Annotated in this window: 19 protein-coding genes; 7 read left to right on the top strand and 12 right to left on the bottom strand. The window is 62.5% G+C overall.

The features are described 5' to 3' along the window. The first annotated feature begins 466 nt into the window (after positions 1 to 466). The 3 genes from F8N96_RS00605 (at position 467) to F8N96_RS00595 (ending at position 3,847) form a co-directional block, all read left to right on the top strand. Entirely contained in the window at positions 467 to 1,240 is a 774-nt protein-coding gene (locus tag F8N96_RS00605; RefSeq protein WP_150796119.1) for a ParA family protein, read from the top strand. 195 nt (positions 1,241 to 1,435) lie between these two features. Next, positions 1,436 to 2,938 carry a glycine betaine/L-proline transporter ProP gene (gene proP / locus F8N96_RS00600; RefSeq protein ID WP_150796118.1) on the top strand — a complete coding sequence of 501 codons (1,503 nt, stop codon included), beginning with the start codon at positions 1,436 to 1,438 and terminating at the stop codon, positions 2,936 to 2,938. Between the two features lie 234 nt (positions 2,939 to 3,172). Next, positions 3,173 to 3,847, top strand: coding sequence for an NADPH-dependent F420 reductase (locus tag F8N96_RS00595; RefSeq protein ID WP_150796117.1), 675 nt, complete (start codon positions 3,173 to 3,175; stop codon positions 3,845 to 3,847). Positions 3,848 to 3,915: 68 nt separating this feature from the next. Here F8N96_RS00595 and F8N96_RS00590 read toward each other — a convergent pair whose 3' ends face one another. Then, the gene (locus F8N96_RS00590) at positions 3,916 to 4,872 is read right to left on the bottom strand and encodes a threonine dehydratase (RefSeq protein WP_150796116.1); all 957 of its coding nucleotides are present in this window, start codon (positions 4,870 to 4,872) and stop codon (positions 3,916 to 3,918) included. 96 nt (positions 4,873 to 4,968) lie between these two features. Here F8N96_RS00590 and F8N96_RS00585 point away from each other — a divergent pair, with 96 nt between their 5' ends. Further along, positions 4,969 to 5,799, top strand: a complete 831-nt coding sequence (locus F8N96_RS00585) for a helix-turn-helix transcriptional regulator (protein WP_150796847.1) — start codon at positions 4,969 to 4,971, stop codon at positions 5,797 to 5,799. Between the two features lie 94 nt (positions 5,800 to 5,893). On the opposite strand, the gene F8N96_RS00580 is transcribed toward F8N96_RS00585, so the two are convergent. The 7 genes from F8N96_RS00580 to F8N96_RS00550 all read right to left on the bottom strand — a co-directional run bounded on the left by F8N96_RS00580 (position 5,894) and on the right by F8N96_RS00550 (position 14,927). Next, positions 5,894 to 6,985: a GlxA family transcriptional regulator gene (locus F8N96_RS00580; RefSeq protein ID WP_150796115.1), complete on the bottom strand. Its 1,092-nt coding sequence runs from the start codon at positions 6,983 to 6,985 to the stop codon at positions 5,894 to 5,896. Between the two features lie 155 nt (positions 6,986 to 7,140). Continuing rightward, on the bottom strand, positions 7,141 to 8,457 hold the full coding sequence (locus F8N96_RS00575) for an MFS transporter (RefSeq protein WP_150796114.1): 1,317 nt from the start codon (positions 8,455 to 8,457) through the stop codon (positions 7,141 to 7,143). A 237-nt stretch (positions 8,458 to 8,694) separates the two neighbouring features. Next, positions 8,695 to 9,912, bottom strand: a complete 1,218-nt coding sequence (locus F8N96_RS00570; protein ID WP_150796113.1) for a fumarylacetoacetate hydrolase family protein — start codon at positions 9,910 to 9,912, stop codon at positions 8,695 to 8,697. A 201-nt stretch (positions 9,913 to 10,113) separates the two neighbouring features. Next, on the bottom strand, positions 10,114 to 11,169 hold the full coding sequence (locus F8N96_RS00565; RefSeq protein WP_150796112.1) for an Ldh family oxidoreductase: 1,056 nt from the start codon (positions 11,167 to 11,169) through the stop codon (positions 10,114 to 10,116). 137 nt (positions 11,170 to 11,306) lie between these two features. Beyond that, a complete protein-coding gene (locus F8N96_RS00560) occupies positions 11,307 to 12,854 on the bottom strand; it encodes a UxaA family hydrolase (protein WP_150796111.1) in 1,548 nt (515 codons plus the stop codon). Positions 12,855 to 13,015: 161 nt separating this feature from the next. Next, positions 13,016 to 13,978 carry a LysR family transcriptional regulator gene (locus F8N96_RS00555; RefSeq protein WP_150796110.1) on the bottom strand — a complete coding sequence of 321 codons (963 nt, stop codon included), beginning with the start codon at positions 13,976 to 13,978 and terminating at the stop codon, positions 13,016 to 13,018. Between the two features lies 1 nt (position 13,979). Beyond that, on the bottom strand, positions 13,980 to 14,927 hold the full coding sequence (locus F8N96_RS00550; RefSeq protein ID WP_150796109.1) for a LysR family transcriptional regulator: 948 nt from the start codon (positions 14,925 to 14,927) through the stop codon (positions 13,980 to 13,982). Between the two features lie 101 nt (positions 14,928 to 15,028). On the opposite strand from F8N96_RS00550, the gene F8N96_RS00545 reads away from it, so the two are divergent. Further along, positions 15,029 to 16,345, top strand: coding sequence for an L-fuconate dehydratase (locus tag F8N96_RS00545; RefSeq protein WP_150796108.1), 1,317 nt, complete (start codon positions 15,029 to 15,031; stop codon positions 16,343 to 16,345). 6 nt (positions 16,346 to 16,351) lie between these two features. Here F8N96_RS00545 and F8N96_RS00540 read toward each other — a convergent pair whose 3' ends face one another. Then, on the bottom strand, positions 16,352 to 17,047 hold the full coding sequence (locus F8N96_RS00540; protein ID WP_150796107.1) for a tRNA (adenine(22)-N(1))-methyltransferase: 696 nt from the start codon (positions 17,045 to 17,047) through the stop codon (positions 16,352 to 16,354). Positions 17,048 to 17,131: 84 nt separating this feature from the next. Between F8N96_RS00540 and F8N96_RS00535 the strand changes: the two genes are divergently transcribed. Further along, positions 17,132 to 17,431, top strand: a complete 300-nt coding sequence (locus tag F8N96_RS00535) for a hypothetical protein (protein WP_150796106.1) — start codon at positions 17,132 to 17,134, stop codon at positions 17,429 to 17,431. A gap of 104 nt (positions 17,432 to 17,535) precedes the next feature. Next, positions 17,536 to 19,662, top strand: coding sequence for a TonB-dependent receptor family protein (locus F8N96_RS00530; RefSeq protein WP_150796105.1), 2,127 nt, complete (start codon positions 17,536 to 17,538; stop codon positions 19,660 to 19,662). Positions 19,663 to 19,715: 53 nt separating this feature from the next. Here the strand turns inward: F8N96_RS00530 and F8N96_RS00525 are convergent, their stop codons facing one another. From F8N96_RS00525 to F8N96_RS00515, 3 genes are read right to left on the bottom strand one after another with little or no spacing between them, the layout of a single operon-like run. After that, complete coding sequence (locus F8N96_RS00525) at positions 19,716 to 20,834, bottom strand: CaiB/BaiF CoA transferase family protein (RefSeq protein ID WP_150796104.1); 1,119 nt, start codon at positions 20,832 to 20,834, stop codon at positions 19,716 to 19,718. A gap of 26 nt (positions 20,835 to 20,860) precedes the next feature. Beyond that, complete coding sequence (locus tag F8N96_RS00520) at positions 20,861 to 21,163, bottom strand: DUF202 domain-containing protein (RefSeq protein WP_150796103.1); 303 nt, start codon at positions 21,161 to 21,163, stop codon at positions 20,861 to 20,863. Beyond that, positions 21,160 to 21,540, bottom strand: a complete 381-nt coding sequence (locus F8N96_RS00515) for a YidH family protein (protein ID WP_150796102.1) — start codon at positions 21,538 to 21,540, stop codon at positions 21,160 to 21,162. Before F8N96_RS00515 ends, F8N96_RS00520 begins: the two co-directional genes overlap by 4 nt. Positions 21,541 to 21,712 lie beyond the last annotated feature (172 nt).

Below are 21,712 nucleotides of genomic sequence, written 5' to 3'. Positions count from 1 at the left end.
CAGATTCGCACTTGAGCAGAGGCCTATCAATCGACAGTTAGCAACCCGAGAAGGTTCGTAAAATCGCCAACGGAACATTGATTGGATGGGGCCGCGATTTGATGGGGCCGCCGCTGAAATCGGTTTGCGGAACGGAACCGGCGGGCACGGTGTCATTGTATAAGACACCCTGGTGTCGCACATCCACTCGAGATGAGAGGTCGTCATGAACAATATCATCTACATCGTTGGGGCCGTTGTGATCGTCCTGGTTATTCTGTCGTTTGTCGGTCTTGTATAGCCCGCCAGTCGAGCCCCTTTTCCGGTGGCTGTAGCGGGTAGCGCTTGGGGGCGAGAATGCCTGCGCCAGCCATTTTCCAGCTGATTCAACAACTTGTCTTAAAACTGAAACCTAATGGTCATATATTGCATTCATCCGCTTACATAACCCTGGCTTCAGGCCTCCTTTCACGGATGAACTGCCCTCATGCGTCGTGTTGTCTTCAATCAAAAAGGTGGTGTTGGAAAATCCAGCATCGCCTGCAATCTTGCCGCTGTGAGTGCAGCGCAAGGCTACCGGACACTGCTGGTTGATCTCGATCCCCAGGCGAATTCGACTCACTACCTCACAGGCCTGCTCAACGACGACATTCCCACAGGTATTGCCGACTTCTTCAGACAGACACTGTCGGGAGGCTTTGCCAGCAAAAAATGTCGAGTGGCCATAACCGAGACGGCCTACGAGAACCTTCATCTCGTGACCGCCAGCCCGGATCTTGCAGATCTCCAGTCAAAACTTGAGCGCAGGTTCAAGATCAACAAGCTGCGTAGATTGCTGGTAGAGCTTTCCGAGGATTACGAGCGTATCTATATCGACACCCCTCCTTCGCTGAATTTCTTCACCTTCAGCGCCTTGGTCGCCGCCGATCGGTTGTTGATTCCCTATGATTGCGACCGCTTTTCCCGGCAGGCTGTGAACAGTGTCATCGCTCAAGTAGAAGAGCTGCGCATGGATCACAACGAATCGCTGCAGATAGAGGGGGTGGTGGTTAATCAATTTGTCGCACACACCGGCTTGCACCAGACGCTCGTAAACGAAATGCTCGTAGAGGGTGTTCCCGTGCTACCGGTTTATTTGAGCAGCTCGGTTAAAATGCGCGAGTCCCACCAAGCCTCTGTACCCCTTATCCATTTGGCACCGCGTCATAAACTCTCGATGGAGTTCGTTGACTTGCTGGATGCACTGGAGCGAGCAGCTTAAGTTGGTCTTCGGTGGAGCTGTCGCCGCCAGCAAAAAATAACGGCGAGATGTGAATTTTTTCCTATCTTCTTGTATCTGATCTTGAACAAGCCGTGCCATTAAAAAGATGGCATCGGCCAAGGGAGATCCGTCCAGCCTGCGCCGCACCGGGCTCAGCGGTTTGCGGCAAGACAGATCAGTGACAGAGTGACTCGCATGAAATCACCTGAGAATGACGTCAAACCGATCGGATTGAAAGACATCACCATTGTCGACGACGTCAAGATGCGCAAGGCGATCACTGCCGCTGCACTCGGCAACGCAATGGAATGGTTCGACTTCGGCGTCTATGGTTTTGTCGCCTATGTTCTCGGCAAAGTATTTTTCCCCGGCGCTGATCCCGACCTGCAGATGATCGCCGCGTTGGCGACCTTCTCGGTGCCCTTCCTGATCCGCCCCCTGGGCGGTTTGTTCTTCGGTACGCTGGGGGATAAATACGGTCGGCAGAAAGTCCTGGCGGCCACCATCGTGATCATGTCGCTCAGCACCTTCGCCATCGGGCTGATACCGTCCTATGCCTCGATCGGCATCTGGGCGCCCATCCTCCTGCTGCTGGCCAAGATGGCTCAAGGGTTTTCGGTGGGCGGTGAATACACCGGTGCCTCGATCTTCGTCGCCGAATATGCCCCGGATCGCAAGCGCGGTTTCCTCGGTAGCTGGCTGGACTTCGGCTCGATCGCCGGCTTCGTCTTTGGCGCAGGCGTGGTCGTGCTGATTTCCACCATTCTGGGCGAAGAGCAGTTTCAGGAGTGGGGCTGGCGACTGCCCTTCTTCCTCGCCCTGCCCTTGGGCATGATCGGGCTCTACCTGCGTCACGCGCTCGAGGAGACGCCGGCATTCCAGCAACATGTCGAGCAACTCGAACAGGGCGATCGCGAAGGCCTGGCCAGTGGCCCGAAAGTGTCGTTCAAGGAAGTGGCCACCCAGCACTGGCGCAGCCTGATGACCTGCGTTGGCGTGGTGGTGGCCACCAACGTCACCTATTACATGCTGCTCACCTATATGCCGAGTTACCTGGTGCACAACTTGCACTACAGCGAAAGTCACGGCGTGTTGATCATCATCGCGATCATGGTCGGCATGTTATTCGTCCAGCCGATGATCGGTTTGATCAGCGACAAGATTGGCCGCCGCCCCTTCATTATTTTCGGTAGCGTCGGCCTGTTTTTCCTCGCCATCCCGGCCTTCATGCTGATCAACAGTGGCAAGCTCGGTCTGATCTTCTCCGGATTGCTGCTGCTGGCGGTGCTGCTCAACTTCTTCATCGGCGTGATGGCGTCCACCCTGCCGGCGATGTTCCCCACCCACATCCGCTACAGCGCATTGGCCAGCGCGTTCAACATCTCGGTATTGATCGCGGGCCTGACCCCTACCATCGTCGCCTGGCTGGTGGAAAGCACCCGCAACCTGTACATGCCGGCCTACTACCTGATGGTGGTTGCGGTGGTGGGGCTGATTACCGGCGTGACGATGAAAGAAACGGCGAACAAACCCTTGCGCGGAGCAGCTCCGGCGGCTTCCGACATTGAAGAAGCGCACGAACTGCTGCAGGAACATCACGACAACATCGAGCAGAAGATCGAGGACATCGACGCACAGATCGCCGAGCTGGAAGCTAAACGCGAACATCTCGTGCAGCAGCATCCGCGAATCGAATAAGGGGGGGCAATCAAACAATAAGCGCGGAGCATTCGACGATGGACGCCAACCACGCCTATTGGCACGTAAGCCATGACAATTGGGACCGCGTTACAGGACAGTTGCCAGATTCATGAGTAGAGGCCGGGGCTGGATAAAATCCAGTTCAGTCAGCACCTGCCCGCACCTTTCGATTATGCGCAGGCTCTACTAGGGTAATGACAAAACCATTTGTCCAACCCGGGGACGCAACGCATGTCCAGACGCCTCTTGCTAACGTTCGCCAGCCTGGTCCTGTGCACCAGCCAGGCGATGGCGGACACCCTGAAGATCAGCGTGATCGGCGCCGGTAACGTCGGCGGTACGCTAGGCACGCTGTGGGTAAAGGCTGGGCACTCGGTGATGTTTTCGTCACGCCACCCCGAGGAGCTCCAGGACCTGGTCAAGGCCGCCGGCCCGAATGCTCGGGCGGGCACGGTCAGCGACGCCGCGTCCTGGGGCGACGTGATCGTGCTGAGTGTTCCCTACGGCGCAATGCCGGCGCTGTCCGAACAGCTGAAGGGCAAGCTGGAGGGCAAGGTGGTGTTCAGCACCAGCAACCCGTTCAGCGCCCGCGACGGAGACGTCGGGCGCCAGGCGCTGGCTCAGGGGGTCGCCCTGGCGGACCAGCAGTACCTGCCCGGTGTGCACCTGGTGCGGGCGTTCAACGCCATCGGCTATGCCTCAATGAAAAGCCAGTCTGGCAAAGGCAAGGCGATTGCAACCTTCGCCGACGACGCCCAGGCCCGCGACCTGGGCGCCCGACTGGTGCGCGACGCCGGATTCATACCGGTACTTCTACCGCTGGCGCGGGCCGGTGAAGGATTGCCGGGCGGCCCGGCCAGCGGCGTGTTGAGCGAGGCCGAGCTCAAGCAGAGATTAGGCCTATAGCGGAGCGGATTGGCGCGCAAACACTTGCGGCCCTCGTGCCGGAACACGAGCGCTGACGCCGCCATCGGTCACCCGATCACGCTCGCATACAGCGCTCTGTCGACGTTCCCGCCGGACAGAATCACCCCCACCCGTTTTCCCGCCATGGCTTCACGCTCCTGAATGAGCGCCGCCAGCGCGGCCGCACCTGCCCCTTCCGCCAGGTTATGGGTATCGGTGTAATACACACGCATGGCCTCGGCAATTTCGTCCTCATCGACGGATACGATCCGCGCCGCAGCGGCACTGTAGATGGCGAAGGCTTCAGGAATCGGTTTACGTACGGCGAGGCCATCGGCAAAGGTGGTCGCCGTCGCGGTTTCGCAAATTTCTCCCGTTTCAAAGGACAGTTTTGCCGCTGCCGCCTCGGTGGACACCACGCCCACCACTTGGGTCTGCAGGCCCAGCGCGTCGCGCGCGGCGATCACCCCACAAATCCCGGAACCACAGCCGATCGGCACGTAGACGGTATGCAGGTCCGGCGCCGCCTTGAACAGCTCCAGCGCATACGTGGCCACGCCTTTGACCAGCTCGGTGTGGAACGGCGGCACCAGAAAAAGATCATGCGCTTGTGCCAGGCGGGCGGCCTCTTCCCGGGCCTCGTCGAAATCGCGACCCCATTCGACCACTTCGCCACCGAAGCCGCGCATGGCATGGTTTTTCTCTACCGAATTGCCCTCCGGCACTACGATCAATGCGCGCAAACCCAACGCCCGTGCCGCCAGCGCCAGGCTCTGGCCATGGTTGCCGCGGGTCGCGGTCACGATGCCCCTGGCGGTGGGATGCGCGCGTTTGAGCCAGTGCATGAAGGTAATGCCCCCGCGCACCTTGAAAGCCCCCGTGGGCGTATGGTTTTCATGCTTGACCCACACCGTGCACCCCAACCTTTCAGCCAGCAATGGCCAAGGGTACTGGGCGGTGGCAGGCATGACTTGGTACACCTGGTGGGCAGCTTGTTCGATGTCGTCGCGAGTCAGTCTGTGCATGAGCACTCTCCCTGGGGTTTTGCCCAGTCTGCACGCGTTGCCCCCGAGCCGGCTTTCAGAAAACCGACCTGACTTTTGTGGCCCGTCTTGACTACTATGGTGCTCATGAACCGTCGAAACCGCCTACCGCCCTCGCTGATGACCGAACCGGTCCGCCGTGTCGAGGCCGGGCCCTGGACGATCGAATTGTTGCCCGGCTCCTCCTACGCTGCCCGATATGTCGCGACCCATGCGGCGATCGGCTTTGCCTTCGACAGCCAGCAAGGCCTGCACGCCATCGGCAGCGACCGGGTGCTGCCTTTCGTGGCCACGCCAAATGGCCTGGCGTTTGTCCCTGCCGGGTGTGACGTGTTGTCCGAGTCGGCCGACGGCGGTGAGTATCTGCGGGTCATGCGCGCCGACGGTCTGGTGTTGATGGGGGAGCGAGCCTTCAACAATCGCATCGATCCGCAGGCCATTGCCCTTGCGCTGCGAATGCGCAACGCGTTGTTGCACGCTTCGATAGATGACGATTGGGAGCCCTGGGCGTTCGCCCTGGCTGAACGGGCCATGGCCCAGGAAGCCTTGCCGGTGCCGACCCAAGGCTCCATCTCCGGCCGCCGCATGCGCCTGCTCGATGAATTCATTGACGCAGGTCTTGAAGGTGCGCTGAGCGTGCAGGCGATGGCAGGACTGCTTGAATTGTCCGAAGGATTTTTCATGCGGGCGTTCAAGCAGGCAACGGGCAAAAGCCCGCACAGCTACCTGATCGACCGACGACTCGCCAAGGCTCGCGCCTTGCTGCGCGATTCGACAGCCAGCCTGTCCGGGATCGCCCTCACCTGCGGTTTCAACTCCCAGGCGCACATGACGACAGCGTTCAAGCAACGGCTGGGTGTCAGCCCGGCGCAATTACGAACCTGTTCGAGGTCGGTACTACCCGTATGAATCGCGGTTTGCCCAAGAGTATAAAAACGTTTCGGTGAGGCCCCCCTCGACCCCGCTCAGATTCCGCAGCTGAAGCCAGGATTCACCAGACTGCTCAGGATTTCACAATCTTGATACTCGCGAATGTCGACTCATCACGAGCCTGTTCCAGCAAACTCACCTGCCTTGCCGATGGCAACGCCTGCTCAACCGCTCTTGCTGTCACTTGCGGTTGCGGTTGCGCCACCAGGCGCTCGTCGCTCGGTGGAATGCCGAAACACTCGCGATAGCACTTTGAGAAATGGGGGGTGGACACGAAGCCACACACCACCGACAACTCCACGATGGAGATCGACGTTTGCTTGAGCAACTGACGCGCGCGGATCAGGCGCAGCTTGAGGTAATACCGCGAAGGCGAGGATTTCAGGTATTTCTGGAACAACCGCTCCAGCTGTCGACGGGACAAGCCGACATAATTCGCCAGTTCGTCGAGGTCGATCGGTTCTTCCAGATTGGCCTCCATCAAGGCGACGATTTCCTGCAACTTCGGTTGATGGGTACCGAGCATGTGCTTGAGGGGCACTCGTTGGTGATCCTGCTCGTTGCGGATTCGCTCGTAGACAAACATTTCGGAGATGGCCGCTGACAGTTCATGACCATGATCGCGACTGATCAGGTGCAGCATCATGTCCATTGGCGCGGTGCCACCGGAGCTGGTGAAGCGGTCCCGGTCGAGGGTGAATAAACTGGAACTGAGGTTCACTCGCGGAAAAGCTTCCTGCATGGCCGCCAGGAATTCCCAGTGCACGCTGCAATCGAAGCCATCGAGCAAGCCTGCCTGGGCCAGGGCCCAACTGCCTGTACACACGCCCCCCATCCGCTTCGTGCGCCGCGCCTGGGTCCGCAACCAGGTAATGTGTTCCCGGGTGACCGCGCTTTGAATGCCAGTACCACCGCAGACGATCACGGTATCGAGCAGCAGTGCGTCATCGATCGACGAATCCGGAGTGATCGGCATGCCGTCGCTGGCCCACACCTGCGCGCCACCCAAGGTGAACGTGTGCCAACGGTAGAGCTCTTGACCGGTTAGCTGATTGGCCATTCGCAGGGGCTCTACAGCAGACGCCAGGGAGATCAAGGTGAATTGGTCCAGCAGCAGAAAACCAATGGTCTGGGGAGGAACGGCCCTGGGGGTGTCGTATGCCATCGGAAGTCAGCCTCGCAGCGAGCGGTCACGCGTCTTCACACCGGGGTATGAAGTGACACGTTACCTTACGCGGCTGACCTCCAACGCAAGTAGCCTGGGCGCGCCAGATGCGAGTCTGATTTCGACATGCACTGGCACGTATCCTCTTGAGGCCCTTACTCGGTCACACCAACGATGTGCTCGGGTGCAGGCTCGGCTTCGCTGATCGGTGCGTTGAGCAGCAGGTAGTACGCCAGGGCCGAACACAGCGCCACGACCGCACTGATCATGAACGCGGTATTGAACGAACCCGAGTACTGGATGCTGAAGCCGGTGACGATCGGCGCGACGGACCCGGCGATGTAGCCGCCGAAGTTCTGGATCGAGCCGAACGAGGCCACCCGGCGGCTGTCGACGATGGTGTTGACGATCATCCAGGCGGTGGCACTGGCCATGTTGATGCTGAACAGCGCCAGGCACAGCAGGATGATGCAACCGGTCAGGCCGGTGACGAACGACAGCGGCACGGTGAACAGCGCAGCCAGTACCAGGCCGGTGATCACGCCGAACTTGCGGCTGGCCAGGATGCTCATGCCACGGCGCACCAGCCTGTCGCAGAAGCGCCCGGCGACGATGGTGCCCACCGCGCCGAAGCCATAGGCCAGCGACACCAGCCACGCGGTCTTGTACAGGTTCATGCCATGTTCGCGTTCGAAGTAACCGGGTAGCCAGGTCAGGTGCAGCCACAGCATGTAGATCACGCCCATGAAGCCCAGGACCGCACCCCAGGTGCTGCGGTGCTTGAACAGGTCGAGCCAGCCGGCAAAGTAGGAGACCTTCGGTGCCTGCGGGTCGGCCGCTTGCACTGGGGCTGTTTTCTCGGTCGGCAACGGTTTGCCTTCAGCGGCGAGTTCGGCCAGGTATTGCGCCTTGCTCTTGTAGAAGGCCAACCAGCACACGGCCAGGACGATACCGATCGCACCTGTGATGATGAACATCCCGCGCCAGCCGAAGTTGACCATGAACAGCGTCAGCAAGGGCGGTGCCAGGCATGGGCCGATGCAGGTCGACGACCAGACGATCCCGGTCGGCGTGCCGCGCTCGTTGGCATCGAACCATTCGGACAGGGCCTTGGCCGCCGAGGGGAACATCGGCGCCTCGCCAATCCCCAGCAGCACACGCAGGCCCATGAAGCCGGCAAAGCTGTTGACCATGCCGAACGTCGACTGAGCCACCGACCAGGCCAGCAATGAAGCGCCCAGGGCGATCTTGCTGCCCAGGCGGTCGATGATCATGCCCATCGGCAACTGCGCAAAGGCGTAGGCGATGGAGAAGGCCGACAACAGAATGCCCATCTGCGAGGGGCTGATCATCATGTCCTTCTGGATCGAGGTATTGGCGATCGACAACGCACTACGGTCCAGGTAGTTGACGATGCCGATCAACAACAGGAAGACAACGGTGATGCTTTGGTACTTCTTCAGTGGTTTCATCTGATGGCCTTTATTATTGTTATTGCAGCGGTTCAATACCGGGCCGATCCATCATCCGGTGCACGCTCATCCCTGGACCCTACAAAAAAATCCGGCCTGACACACAGGAACCCCCTGCTGACATGCAACCCCTGTAGGAGCTGGCTTGCCAGCGAAGGCGTCCATTCAGGCGATACGATGTCAACTGACCCGACGCATTCGCTGGCAAGCCAGCTCCTACAGTTGAATGTGGGTGAATCAGGGTTGGCGCGCAGTTACTGCCGCCTCGAGCAGGCCACGCCGGCTCAGGCTGCCGATCAACGAGCGCAGGCCGAAGTCCCAGCGCGGCGCCTGGTCGCTGGTGGTCACCCGGTTGCACAAGGTCCCCAGCTGCGCGTTGCTGATGGCCACCAGGTCACCCGGTTTGTGGGTGAAGCCGTTGCCCGGCTGGTCGCGGTCCTGCTTGGGGGCGAACAGGGTACCGAGAAACAGCACCAGACCGTCAGGATATTGATGGTTTTCATTGAGGGTCTGCTGGACCAGGTCGAGCGGGTCGCGGCTGATCTGGCGCATGGAACTGCGGCCTTCGAGGATGAAACCGTCCTGACCTTCGACGCGCAGATCCACTTCGGCATTACGCACGTCATCCAGGCTGAAGGTCTCGTCAAACAGACGCAGCAATGGCCCCAGCGAGGTGGAGGCGTTATTGTCCTTGGCCTTGCTCAGCAGCAACGCGCTACGGCCTTCGAAGTCGCGCAAGTTGACGTCGTTGCCGAGCATGGCGCCCTGAATGCTGCCGTTGCTCGACACCGCCAGCACCACTTCCGGTTCCGGGTTGTTCCAGCTCGACTTGGGGTGAATGCCGATATCGGCGCCGTGGCCGACCGCCGACAGTGGCTGGGCCTTGGTGAAGATTTCAGCGTCCGGGCCGATGCCCACTTCCAGATACTGCGACCACAGCCCCTGCTCCACCAGGACCTTGCGCAAGGCTTCGGCCTGGGCCGAGCCCGGGACGATTTGCGACAGGTCGGCGCCAATGCGGCTGGCCAGGGTGTCGCGGATCGCGTCGGCCTTGGCCGGATCACCCTTGGCCTGCTCTTCGACCACACGCTCCAGCAGGCTGGCGGCGAAGGTCACGCCAGCGGCCTTGACCGCTTGCAGGTCGATCGGCGCCAGCAGCCATGGCAGGTGTTCGTCCCGTTGGTTCGGGTCGCTGTTGTCCAGCAGCGCGGGCAACTCGATCAAGGCCTGGCCCAAGGGCAATGCACGCAGATACGCCACCGGGTCAGCCACTTCAAGCAAGGCCGAGACGGTCGCCACATGGGCGCTGATATCGTGCACGGCGCCGGCCTTGACCAGCACCACGGCCGGGCCCTGGCCGGGCAACCAGATGCGTCCGACCCAGCTGCCGGTGTTGAAGACGGCGGGGTTGCTGCTCAACGGCAGCGGTGCTTGTGTTGTCGATTCGTTGGTCATGTCTGCACTCTTGTTGTCGTTGTGTGTGTATGTGTAGGAGCGAGCTTGCTCGCGATGGCCAAAGGGCGCCGCGTCTAATCAGGAAGCACGCGTTATCGTTGACGACCATCGCGAGCAAGCTTGCTCCTACAGGGCTCCGCGTTTATCCAGCAAACACGCGTTATCGTTGACGGCCATCGTCGGAATGCCACCCGGAGCAAGTCAGGAAAAGGCTGGCAGCTGCAACTGCGCGGCGCTCTGGTTGAGGTCATCGACCACCTTCTGCGCCAGGCTCACGCCTTCGCGCAAAGCTTGCTCGCGCAGCTTCAGGCCGGCCTGGCCCGGCAAGCGCACCGGGCGCTCGGGGTCCACCGGACGGCTGGCCAGGATCAGCTTGCTCAGGAACGAACTTTCGTCGGTGAAGGCGTCCAGCCCGCCGAAGAAGCGCGGGTCGATCACCACAGCCGTAGCCGAGGCGCCCCACTGGTCCGGAGCATCCTTGCGCCCATGGCCGGCCAACCCCGAGGTCAGGGCCTCGACCAGAATCGCCAGGGCAAAGCCCTTGTGGCCAAAGGCCTGGCCGCCCAGGGGCAGAATGCTGCCCGGTGGGGTGGTGTAAAAGTCGGCCGGGTCGTCGCTCAGCTGACCGTCGTTGCTCATCAGCACCGGGTGCGGCAGCGGCTTGCCGGCCTCGCGGCACTGGCCGACCAGGCCCAGGGTCACGGTGGACATGCTCACATCCAGCAGGATCGGTTCGCCCCGGGTCGGGATGCCGGCGGCAATCGGGTTGGGCGTGTAGATCGGGTCGACCCCGCCATGGGCGCACACCAGCCCCACCGACGGGTCCGAGGAATAGACCATGGCCACCAGGCCCCGGTCCGTGAAGGGTTTCAGGTAAGCGGCCAGGCACCCGATGTGCGAGGCACGGCGCACCACGGCGATCCCTATGCCCTGCTCCGTGGCGCCCTTGGCCGCACTGTCCAGGGCACGGCTGACACAATAAGGCCCGAGCACATAATGGCCGTCGAACAGCGCGGAGATGCCGCTGTCCGAGACCTGCTCGAGCAACCCGGCACGGGCCTTGACCTGCCCGGTCAGCATGCCGCCGATATAGCGGCTCACCAGGTTGAGGCCGTGGGTGCGATGGCCCAGCAGTTCACCTTCGAGCAGCACCCGGGTCACCACCTGGGCGACCTCGGCATCGGCCCCGGCCGTTTCGAACAGGTGCTCGACGAACGTGGTGAGCGTTTGTGCGTCGTAGCGTTTGCCTTCAGTCATGCTTGCTGCTCCGTATTCAATTCAAGGCCGCGGTGCTGTGCTGGCCATCGACCAGGCGCTGCCGGCCCGGTGGGTTGGCGTTCTTCAAGGCATCGAGCAGCGACGCCGCGTGCTTTTCGCCGTGTGAAAGCGATCAATCAGGTCACGGCACCGATCTGCCAGGGCACGAACTCGTTCTGCCCATAACCGTGTTGCTCGCTCTTGCTGCGCTCGCCGGAAGCGATGCGCAACATCTGTTCGAAGATGTAGGCGCCGCGCTCCTCAATGCTGGTGGAACCGTCGGCGATGCCGCCGCAGTTCACGTCCATGTCTTCTTCCTGGTGCTCGAACACCCGGTTGTTGGTCGCCAGCTTGATCGAAGGCGCCGGCGCGCAGCCGTAGGCCGAGCCTCTGCCTGTGGTGAAGGCGATCAGGTTGGCGCCGCCGGCGACCTGGCCGGTGGCCGAGACCGGGTCGTAGCCCGGGGTGTCCATGAACACCAGGCCCTTGGCCCGGACCGCTTCGGCGTACAGGTACACGTCCACCAGGTTGCTGGAACCGGCCTTGGCCACCGCGCCCAGGGATTTCTCGAGAATGGTGGTCAGGCCACCGGCCTTGTTGCCGGCCGAGGGGTTGTTGTTCAGTTCGGCGTTCATGCGCTGGCAGTAGTCTTCCCACCAGTGGATGCGCGCGATGAGTTTTTCCCCCACCTCGCGGCTCACGGCGCGGCGCGTCAGCAAATGTTCGGCGCCATAGATCTCCGGGGTTTCCGAAAGGATCGCGGTACCGCCGGCCGCCACCAGGCGGTCCACGGCATTACCGAGCGCCGGGTTGGCGGTGATGCCCGAGTAACCGTCCGAGCCGCCGCATTGCAGGCCGACGATCAGGTGGCGAGCGCTGACGGGTTCGCGCTGCACCTGGTTGGCCTGTGGCAGCAATGCCTTGACCTGCTCGATGCCACTGGCGATGGTTTTCGACGTGCCGCCGATACCCTGGATGGTGAAGGCGCGTAACTGGTCGCTGGCTGTCAGACCCTGAGTCTCGAGCAGGCTTTCGATCTGGTTGGTTTCACAGCCCAGGCCGATGATCAGCACCGCCGCGAAATTCGGGTGGACGGCGTAGCCGCCGAGCGTGCGGCGCAACAGTCCCAAGGCCTCGCCGTTGGGGTCCACCGCACAACCGGCGCCGTGGGTCAGCGCCACGACGCCGTCGATGTGCGGGAAGGCGGCGAGCGCTTCAGGGTGGATATCCCGGCGAAAGTAATCGGCCACGGCCCGGGCCACGGTCGCCGAGCAATTGACCGACGTGAGAATGCCGACATAGTTGCGGGTCGCGACGCGGCCATCGGCACGCACGATGCCCTGGAACACGGCCTCAGTGCCCGGCGTGGTGTGGGTATCGACGCCGAAGGCGTAGTCACGGGCAAAGTCGCCCATCTCCACATTGTGCACATGCACATGATCGCCGGCCCCGATGGGCTGCGAAGCAAAACCGATGATCTGCCCATAACGGCGCAGGGGCTGGCCCTGCTCCACGCGCTGGCTGGCGACTTTGTGCCCGGAGGGGATCGGCTGGCGCACGGTGATCGCGTCGGCTTCCAGGCTCAGGCCTTCGGGCAGGGCCTGCCGTGCAATCAATACGTTGTCCAGGGGATTGAGGCGGATCACGGCAGGGTCGCCGGTCCGGGTTCTGGCAATCAGTTGCATGGGACCTCTCAGGGTACGGCTGACTTCTTGTTATGGCCTCGCCCGGTCTGTGCCGGGCGAATCTGCGATAACTGTAGGGAGCCAGCCCCGACATTCCCAATGAGATGATCCGATCAACCGATAACCTGGCGTTATCGATTTGGCTTATCGAACAGCAGTAATCAATCGCTCGCGTCCCCCTCCTCCCGACGTTCACGCGCGAAATCGAGCAGGATGTCGGCGAATTCCCGCGCAGCGCCGGTGAGCGGTTCGTCCTTGCGGGTGATGATGCCGTACTCGAGCTGCGCCAGGCGCAACGGGGTCTGCAGCTCTTTGAACTGGCCGCTGTCCAGCTGCGCGGCCACCATGGATCGGGGCAACATGGCGATCATTGGCCCCGAGTGCAGCAGTTGCAGGAACATCTGCATGGAGATGGTTTCGACGCTGTCGGCCGGAGAGGCGATGCCCGCGGCCTTGAACGCCAGCTCCAGGCGATCGCGAATCGGCGTGCCGACCGGGTACAGCACCCACGGCCACTGGCCCAGCGCTTCAAGCGGTGTGCACTCCAGCTCGTTCAACGGATGGCTGCTGTTGACCACCAGGCTGAAGGGCTCGGGCTCCAACGGCTCGAAGTCGAAGACCTGGCTGTAACGTTCCTCGGTGAAGCGGCCGATCATCAGGTCGAGCTTGTTTTGCTCAAGCATTTCCAGCAGGTGATCGCTGGACTGCTCCACCACTTCGATCGACAGCAACGGGCTGCGCGCCTTGATCGCGACGATGGCTTGGGGCAGCACCACCGAGGTGGCCGCGAAAATCCCGCCCACCTTGAGAAACCCGTGGCCGCCTTTGCGCAACCGGTTGACCTGGTCGACGAACTTGTGTGAATCGGACAGTGCCGCCTGTGCATAGCGCACCACGTACTCGCCAAGCTCCGTTGGCGGCATGCTGCGGGGCAGGCGCTGGAACAGGGCAAAGCCGAACTGCTCCTCCAGGTCGCGCAGCATCTTGCTCAAGGCGGGCTGGCTGAGGTTCATGCGTATGGCGGTGGCGTGCATGTTGCGCGTGCGCGCCAGGGTGTCGATCAGCACCAGGTGCTTGAAGCGCACCCAGTTGCAGAAGCTGGAATGGGTAATGTCCGACGGCATGCTAGGGCTCCCTGAAATAGTCGAGCAACGTGTTCAACGCCACCGACCTTGGCCGGGAACGCAAGGTCAGCAGGCCAATGTTAACCATGGAAATCGGCAGCTCGACCGGCAAGATAGCCACCATCCCATAGCGCGCATAATGCTCGGCCACGTCATTGGGCACCACCGCGATCATGTCCGAAGCCTCGAGCATCGCCGTGGTCGCCAGGATCGAAGCGGTTTCGACAATGTCCAGCGACTGCACCATGCCGGCGGCCTGCAGTGCCGTTTCCACCCGGCGGCGCATGGGGCTGCCGATGGGGTGCAGGACCCAGGTCAAGCTGATCAAGTCGGCCAACTGCAATGCCGACGAACCCGCCAGCGGGTGCCCCGCCCGGGCGATCACGCGCATCTGCTCGCCGCTGTCGAACAGCTCGATGTCCAGGTCCTGGCTGTCGCTCTGGTCCGGCAAGCGCCCCAGCACCACATCGAAATCGCCGCGCAGCAAAGCCGGCAGCAAGGTATCGCTGGTACCCACCTCGATGGAAATCCGCACCTTGGGGTGATCGCGCTTGTACGCCAGCACCGCCTTGGTCAGCAGCCGCGGCACCGGCCCCATCACACTGCCGACCCGCACCCGCCCCAAGGCCCCGCGCTGCAGTTCCGCGATCTGCGCCTGGGCCTGCTCGAATTCATGCAGCGCGCCCTGGGCGTAGCGGATCATCACCTCGCCATAAAGGGTCGGCTGCATGCCACGCGGCAAGCGTTCGAACAGGCGCACGCCGAGGCGCTCTTCCAGTTGCTGCAACAGCAGGCTGGCGGCCGGTTGCGTGGTGTGCATTGCCGTGGCGGCCCGGCGCAGGTTGCCGAACTCACCCAGGGCCGTGAGCAAGGTGATCTGCCGGCTGGAAATTTTCAGCGCGCCAAAACTGCGGGGGGTGATCGTGGTGGCTTCAGGACCTAGAGGCATATCAAATCCGATATCGCTACTTAGGAAACCCTGATTATGCCTGTATCGCTCGGCGACCTACAGTCGGGTCTCCAACTGGTCATCGAGCACAAGAGCCCACCATGAGCATTCGAATCACCCAGCTGAGCGTTCGCGACATCCGCTTCCCCACTTCCCTGTCGCTGGACGGCTCCGATGCGATGAATAGCGCGCCGGATTATTCCGCGTCCTACGTCGTGCTGCACACCGACGCCCCGGGCGGCCTGGAAGGCCACGGCCTGACGTTCACCATCGGCCGTGGCAACGAGATCTGCGTGGCTGCCGTGCAATCCCTGGCCCCCATGGTGGTCGGCCTGACCCTGGAAGAGATCGTGGCCGACATGGGCGCCTTCTGGCACACCATCACCGTGGGCGACAGCCAACTGCGCTGGCTGGGCCCGGAAAAAGGCGTGATCCACCTGGCGACCGCGGCCATCGTCAACGCCATCTGGGACCTGTGGGCCAAAAACGAAGGCAAGCCCGTGTGGAAGCTGTTGGCCGACATGACCCCGGAACAAGTGGTCCGCTGCCTGGACTTCAGCTACGTCACCGACGTGCTCACCCCCGAAGAAGCCATCGCCCTGCTGCGCCGCCAGGTGCCGGGCAAGGCCCAGCGTGAGGCGCAGATGCTGCGCGAAGGCTACCCCGGCTACACCACCGCGCCGGGCTGGCTCGGCTACAGCGAAGACAAAATGCGCCAACTGGCCCGAGAGGCGGTCGAGGATGGCTGGACCCACATCAAGCAGAAAATCGGTGCCAACCTGGAAGACGACATCCGCCGCGCGACGATTTTGCGCGAAGAAATCGGCTGGGAACGGACCCTGATGATGGACGCCAACCAGGTCTGGGGCGTCGATGAATCGGTCGCCAACATGCGCCGCCTGGCCGCATTCGAACCGCTGTGGATCGAAGAACCGACCAGCCCCGACGACATCCTCGGCCATGCCAGCATCCGCCAGCGCATCGCACCGATCGGCGTCGCCAGCGGTGAGCATTGCCACAACCGGGTGATGTTCAAGCAGATGTTCCAGGCCGGCGCACTGGACTTCTGCCAGCTGGACGCGGCACGCCTGGGCGGCCTGAACGAGGTGTTGATCGTGCTGCTGATGGCCGCCAAGTTCAACGTGCCGGTCTGCCCCCATGGCGGGGGTGTCGGTCTGTGCGAGTACGTGCAGAACATCGCCCTGTTCGACTACATCGCCGTCTCGGCCTCGCTGCACAACCGGGTACTCGAGTACGTCGACCACCTGCACGAGCACTTCCTCGACCCGGTGGTGATCCGCCGCGGCCGCTACATGCCACCGCAGCGTGCGGGCTACAGCATCGAAATGACTGCTGAAACCCTGGAGCGTTACCAGTATCCCGACGGGCAGGTGTGGCTCGATATCGCCCGCACCTGATCAGGCTCAGGCCAGCAGCTCGGTGATCCACCGGGCCTGCCGGGCGACCTCTTGTACCTTCTCCTCGGGCACGGCCTGCCGCGCCTGGGCGAAGTTGTTCAGGGTCTTCTGCTTCTGGCGCAGCAGGCGTTGCCACTTGGCCAGGAACGCCGGGCTGCGTGTTTGCATCTGCAGCGGGCCGAAGTACAGCTCCTCGGGGCTGTACATCACCGGCCCGGCGCGCTCGGCGACGATGATTTCGTAGTAGAAACGATTTTCCCGCAGCAATTCTTCGCAGAGGATGCGGTAGCCATTGTCCATCAGCCATTGGCGCAGTGGCTGCTCGCCGCCGTTGGGCTGCAGGATCAGCCGTTCCCGGCCGTTCAGCCGCGCCTTGCCGCTGTCGAGGATGTCGCGAATGGTCTCGCCGCCCATGCCGCAAATGCTGATCGCCGTGATCCCGTCTCCCGGCTCGATCGCCGCCAGGCCATGGGCCAGGCGCACGCTGATCCGCTGTTCCAGGCCGTTCTCGCGCACGGTGCGTTCGGCCGAGCGCAACGGCGTCAATGCCACCTCCCCGGCCACCGCCGCCGCGATGGCGCCACGGCGCATCAACGCCACCGGCAGGTAGCCGTGATCCGAGCCGATATCGGCCAGGCGCGCACCGGCGGGCACTTGCGCTGCCACGCGCTCCAGGCGCATGGACAATGTCTGTTCGTTCAACTGCCGTTCCTTTTCACACGTACCGTCTAATCTGAGAGTACCCGACTGCACATACTGCCAGCCGCCTCCTGCAGGACAAAGGCCATGACTGCAAAAACAGCACGCCACTGCTCGTCATGGGTCCTGCCCTCGCTGCTCGCCATCCACCTGGGGTTGATGGCGGGATGTTCAGGCAAGGCGGCCACGGCCCGCAATTCGGCGTCGAGCCTGGGCTCGAACTGCTATGCCAAAGCGCTTCCCACCTCCGGCGAGGGCGGCCTCGCCTGGGGAGACACCTTGAGCATGGCGCGCAAGAAATCCCTGAGTAACTGCATACGCTACGCCGGCCGATCCGGTGGCACGCCGGACACCTGCCAAGTGGTGTTGGCCGAATGCAGAAAATAGGCGTGCAGAAAAGCTCGCTCACTTAAATAAAACATGTGTTTCCTTCGTTCTTCTCTACGTCGCAGTTCTTCACTGCCCGTTCCTGTCCGTCTGGAGTTCCCTCGATGCCCTCGCCCAAATCCTTGCCCGCTGCATTGCTGGGGCTGGCCCTTGCCTGTCCGGCCATGGCCGAGACCCAAGGCCTGGAGCTTGGACAAGTGCTGATCGGGGCTGAGGACCGCAGCGGTGAAGACGCCTCGATCGAGGACGCCAAGGCCCGGCTGGCCCAAGTGCCCGGCGGCACCAATGTGGTCGACCTGCGTCGCGCCCTGCAAGGCCGCGTGGCCAGCAACCAGGATGTGCTGGCTTATCAACCGGGGGTCTATGCCCAGTCCGCGGGCAATGAAGGGGTCAAGATTTCGATCCGCGGATCGGGGATCAACCGTGCTCCAGGCGCCCATGCCTCAGGGTTGTACGCCATGCTCGACGGTCTGCCGCTGACCGGCCCGGGTGGCACGCCCTATGAATTGCTGGAGCCGCTGTGGCTCGACCACGTGGAAGTGCTGCGCGGTGCCAACGGCTTCGACCGAGGCGCGCTGGCCTTGGGCGGGGCCATCGATTACATCAGCCACACCGGCTACGACGCACCGCTGTTGCAGGTGCGCTACGCCATGGGCAGCCACGGTTATCAGCAGCGCCAGGTCAGCTCCGGGCAGGTGCTGGGCGACTTCGACTACTACGTGGCCATGACCGACGCGCGCGCAGATGGCTACCAGGACCACACCGCCAGCGAGAGCCAGGGCGTCATCGCCAACTTCGGTTATCGCTTCAACCCGAACCTGGAAACGCGGTTCTACCTGCGTTATCGCCAGACCGACAACGACCTCGCCGGGCGGGTGACCAAGCACTCCATCGAACACGACCCACGGGCAGCCAACCCCGCTTACGTGGCGCGGGACGACAGCCGCGAGCAACCGGGCAGCACCTTCATCGGCAACAAGACCACCTACTTTATCGACGACGATTCGAGCATCCAGACCGGCCTTGCCTACCACGACTACCCCATGGACTTGCGCGAAGGTCCCAACCGCTTGAAAGTGGCGTACACCGACGTCAGCGGCACCTTCGACTACAAGCGACGCGACACCCTCTGGGGCCTGGAAAGCCAAAGCACTGCGGGCCTGCGAGTGACCAAACACCTGCCCAATGCCGGCGCCAGCGAACGGGTGCGCATCCCCACCGACAACACCGCCGGCTACGCGCCGGGCACGCCCATGCGTAACTTTACCTACCAGGGTTCGGACACCGTCCTGCATCTGGGCAATGATCTGGAGATCGCCGACGACCTGTGGCTGACGACCGGCCTCGCCGCCATCTACACCCGCCGCGAAAGCGCTGTCACCTACCCCCAAGGCGGTGGCAAGACCAGCCTGAACGACTGGGACTACGCCCCGCGCCTGGGCCTGCGCTATCAGCTGACACCCGACCTGCAGCTGTTCGGCAATCTCAGCCGCTCGGTCGAAGCGCCACACCCCTGGTCGCTGATCTACAGCGCCAACCAGCGCTTCCCGGCCGGTAGCGGCGCCGCCACAGGCACCCAGCGCGACCCGATCGAGCTGCAAAACCAGACCGCGACCACCCTGGAAATCGGCGGCCGCGGCGACAGCACGCTGGGCCAATGGAGCCTGGCCTGGTACTACGCCCAGGTACGCCACGAACTGCTCTCGGTGTTGCCGGATGCCAACGCCACCACGCCCTACGAACTCAACGCCAGCCCCACCGTGCACCAGGGCGTGGAAGCCAGCCTGCAGAGCACGTTGTGGTCGCAAGACGATGGCGGCCAACTGAGCCTGCGCCAGAGCTATACCTTCAGCGACTTCCACTACCGCGACGACGACCGCTTCGGCGACAACCGCCTGCCCGGCCTGCCGATGCACTATTACCAGGGCGAACTGCGCTATGACTGGCCTCAAGGCTTCTTCGCTGCGCTCAATACCCAGTGGGTGTCCAAGGTGGCGGTTGATTACGCCAACAGCTACTACGCCGACCCTTACGCGCTGTTCGGCGCGACCCTGGGCTACAACGCGCCCAAGGGCGACTGGCAGACCTGGCTGGACCTGCGCAACCTGACCGACCAGCACTATGCCGGCACCGTCACGCCGGGCTACGACGACAAGGGCCTGGATGCGGCACGGTCCACGCCGGGCGAGGGGTTGGCGATGTATGTCGGCGTGTCGTGGAGCCTGCGCTGAGGCCTTGGCGTACCCGGACCCACCGCCATCGCTTGACGTGGCTCCCATGTCTTTCAGGTACCGGCCTTGAACGCCTCGACACCGTACTCGCCCAACGCAGGAACCGCTGTATCGCCGTCCGGCAATCCACGGGAAAATTTCACCGGAAAACCGACGCTGATCGCTCGTTCTTCCGGCAGCATGCGAACAGTGCCCCGCGCCTGTACATGCGGATCGTCGAACAGCTCACTGGCGGTGAGCAGTGGCGAAAATGGCAAGTCATGCCCGGCGAACGCCTCGGTCCATTGCGCCAATGTGCGACTGAGGAACATCGCCTTGAGCACAGCGTTAAGCTCTTGCTTACGACCAAAGCGACTCATACGGTTGGCAAAGCGCTCATGCCTGAGCGTCGGGTATTCCTCGCCCAGCACATCGCACAGGGTCACCCAGAATTTGTTTTCGAGAATGCCCAACGCCAGGTAACGACCGTCAAGGGTCTGGAAGATATCGTTCTCCGGCATGACGGTCGGCGATGCCACGGGGTTGTCTTCAAAACCGCGTGCCTGCCAGGCCATGTGGGCGGTCCAGGACAAGATGGCGTCGTGCACCGACACATCCAGGTGCTGGCCGAGCCCCTGCTGGCGGGCACTCATGATGGCCACCGATAGCGATAACGCCGCGTAGGCCGAGGCGGCATAGTCGGACAGCCGCACCTTGGGCCGGGCGATCTTGTCCTCGACCTGCACCGGGATCGACCAGTAGCCGGCCATGGCCAGGTAATTGAGGTCGTGGCCGGCATGGGCGGCATAGGGGCCGGTCTGGCCGAAGCCGGAAATCGAGCACAGGACGATGGCCGGGTTGACCTTCGCCAGGTCTTCATACCCCAGGCCCAGACGCTGCATGACACCGGGGCGAAAGCCCTCGACCACGGCGTCGCAATGGCGCACCAGCTCAAGTAAGGCAGCTTTGTCGGCCGGATCCTTGAGGTTCAGCGCGATGGAGCGTTTGCCACGGTTGAACTGGGCAAATACGGCATCACCTAGCATCCGCGAGCTGTCCCCGGTGCCGGGTTGCTCGATCTTGATGACATCCGCGCCCAGCTGTAATAGCAGCGAAGTGGCGTGGGGCCCGGGTAGCAGTTGGCTGACATCAATGATCTTTACATCCTTGAGGCAGGACCAGTCCGGCTTCATGTTACGACTCCTTATCACTGGGAAATTCAGGCTTGGGCTACCAACGCCAGCGCCGCCAACAGCGCCGTGCACAGCGTGAGGATCAGCAGCGGCAACGGATTGCAAGTCGTGCCCTGTCCGGCCATGCCAAGGCGTGCACGCCGGTAGCAACGGCCCTGCTCGACCAGGATCAGCAACGCCAGCAGCGTCGCCAGGGCGACGACCGCGGCGACCAATCGCGGATGGGGTTGCAGGCCACGCAAGGCCAGGCAAGCCACCAGCATCAGCAGTATTTGCGTGCGCCTCCAGGCCAGGGTGGTGCGCTCCGGCTGCAGCCCCGCATCGCTCATCCATGCCCCCAGAACGCCGCCATCACACCGGCGACGAGCACAGCGCAACCCAGTGACAGCAGCGGCGTCAACAGAGACACCGGCAGCGCAGCTTGCTGGCGTAGCGCGCGCTCGACACCCAACCAGCGCCAGAAGGCGCTGAGGCTGACCATCAGGCTCAGGCTCAGCAAACCGATCACCAGCCAGCGTTTAACGCCGGGGATGAACAAGACCGAGGTGAACGCTTCGACGGCAATGCCACTGGCCAGCAGTGCCAATGCGGTGCGGATCCAGGCCAGGAAAGTGCGCTCGTTGGCCAGGGTAAAGCGGGGATCAGGCTCCTGGCCCTGCCCCAGCAATAGCCGATTCAGGGCAGAGGAAAACGCAGTCGGCTTCATGTAACGCACTCCACAGTGCCTGGCCGCAATGCATTGAAAATCAACACGCTAGCGTTGCAACCAGACCGATAAACAGGTCATATAAAAGCAATGGCGCCATCCTAGTGAGGTGCTGCGTGCTGGACCAATATCGTCTTTCAATACTGCCCATAACGCGCCGGCATGGCCGCGG

The sequence above is a fragment of the Pseudomonas fluorescens genome (assembly GCF_902497855.1).
Lineage (GTDB): Bacteria > Pseudomonadota > Gammaproteobacteria > Pseudomonadales > Pseudomonadaceae > Aquipseudomonas > Aquipseudomonas fluorescens_BI.
Note: the sequence above shows the minus strand (reverse complement) of the source record. Positions and strands in the feature narration are given on the sequence as shown.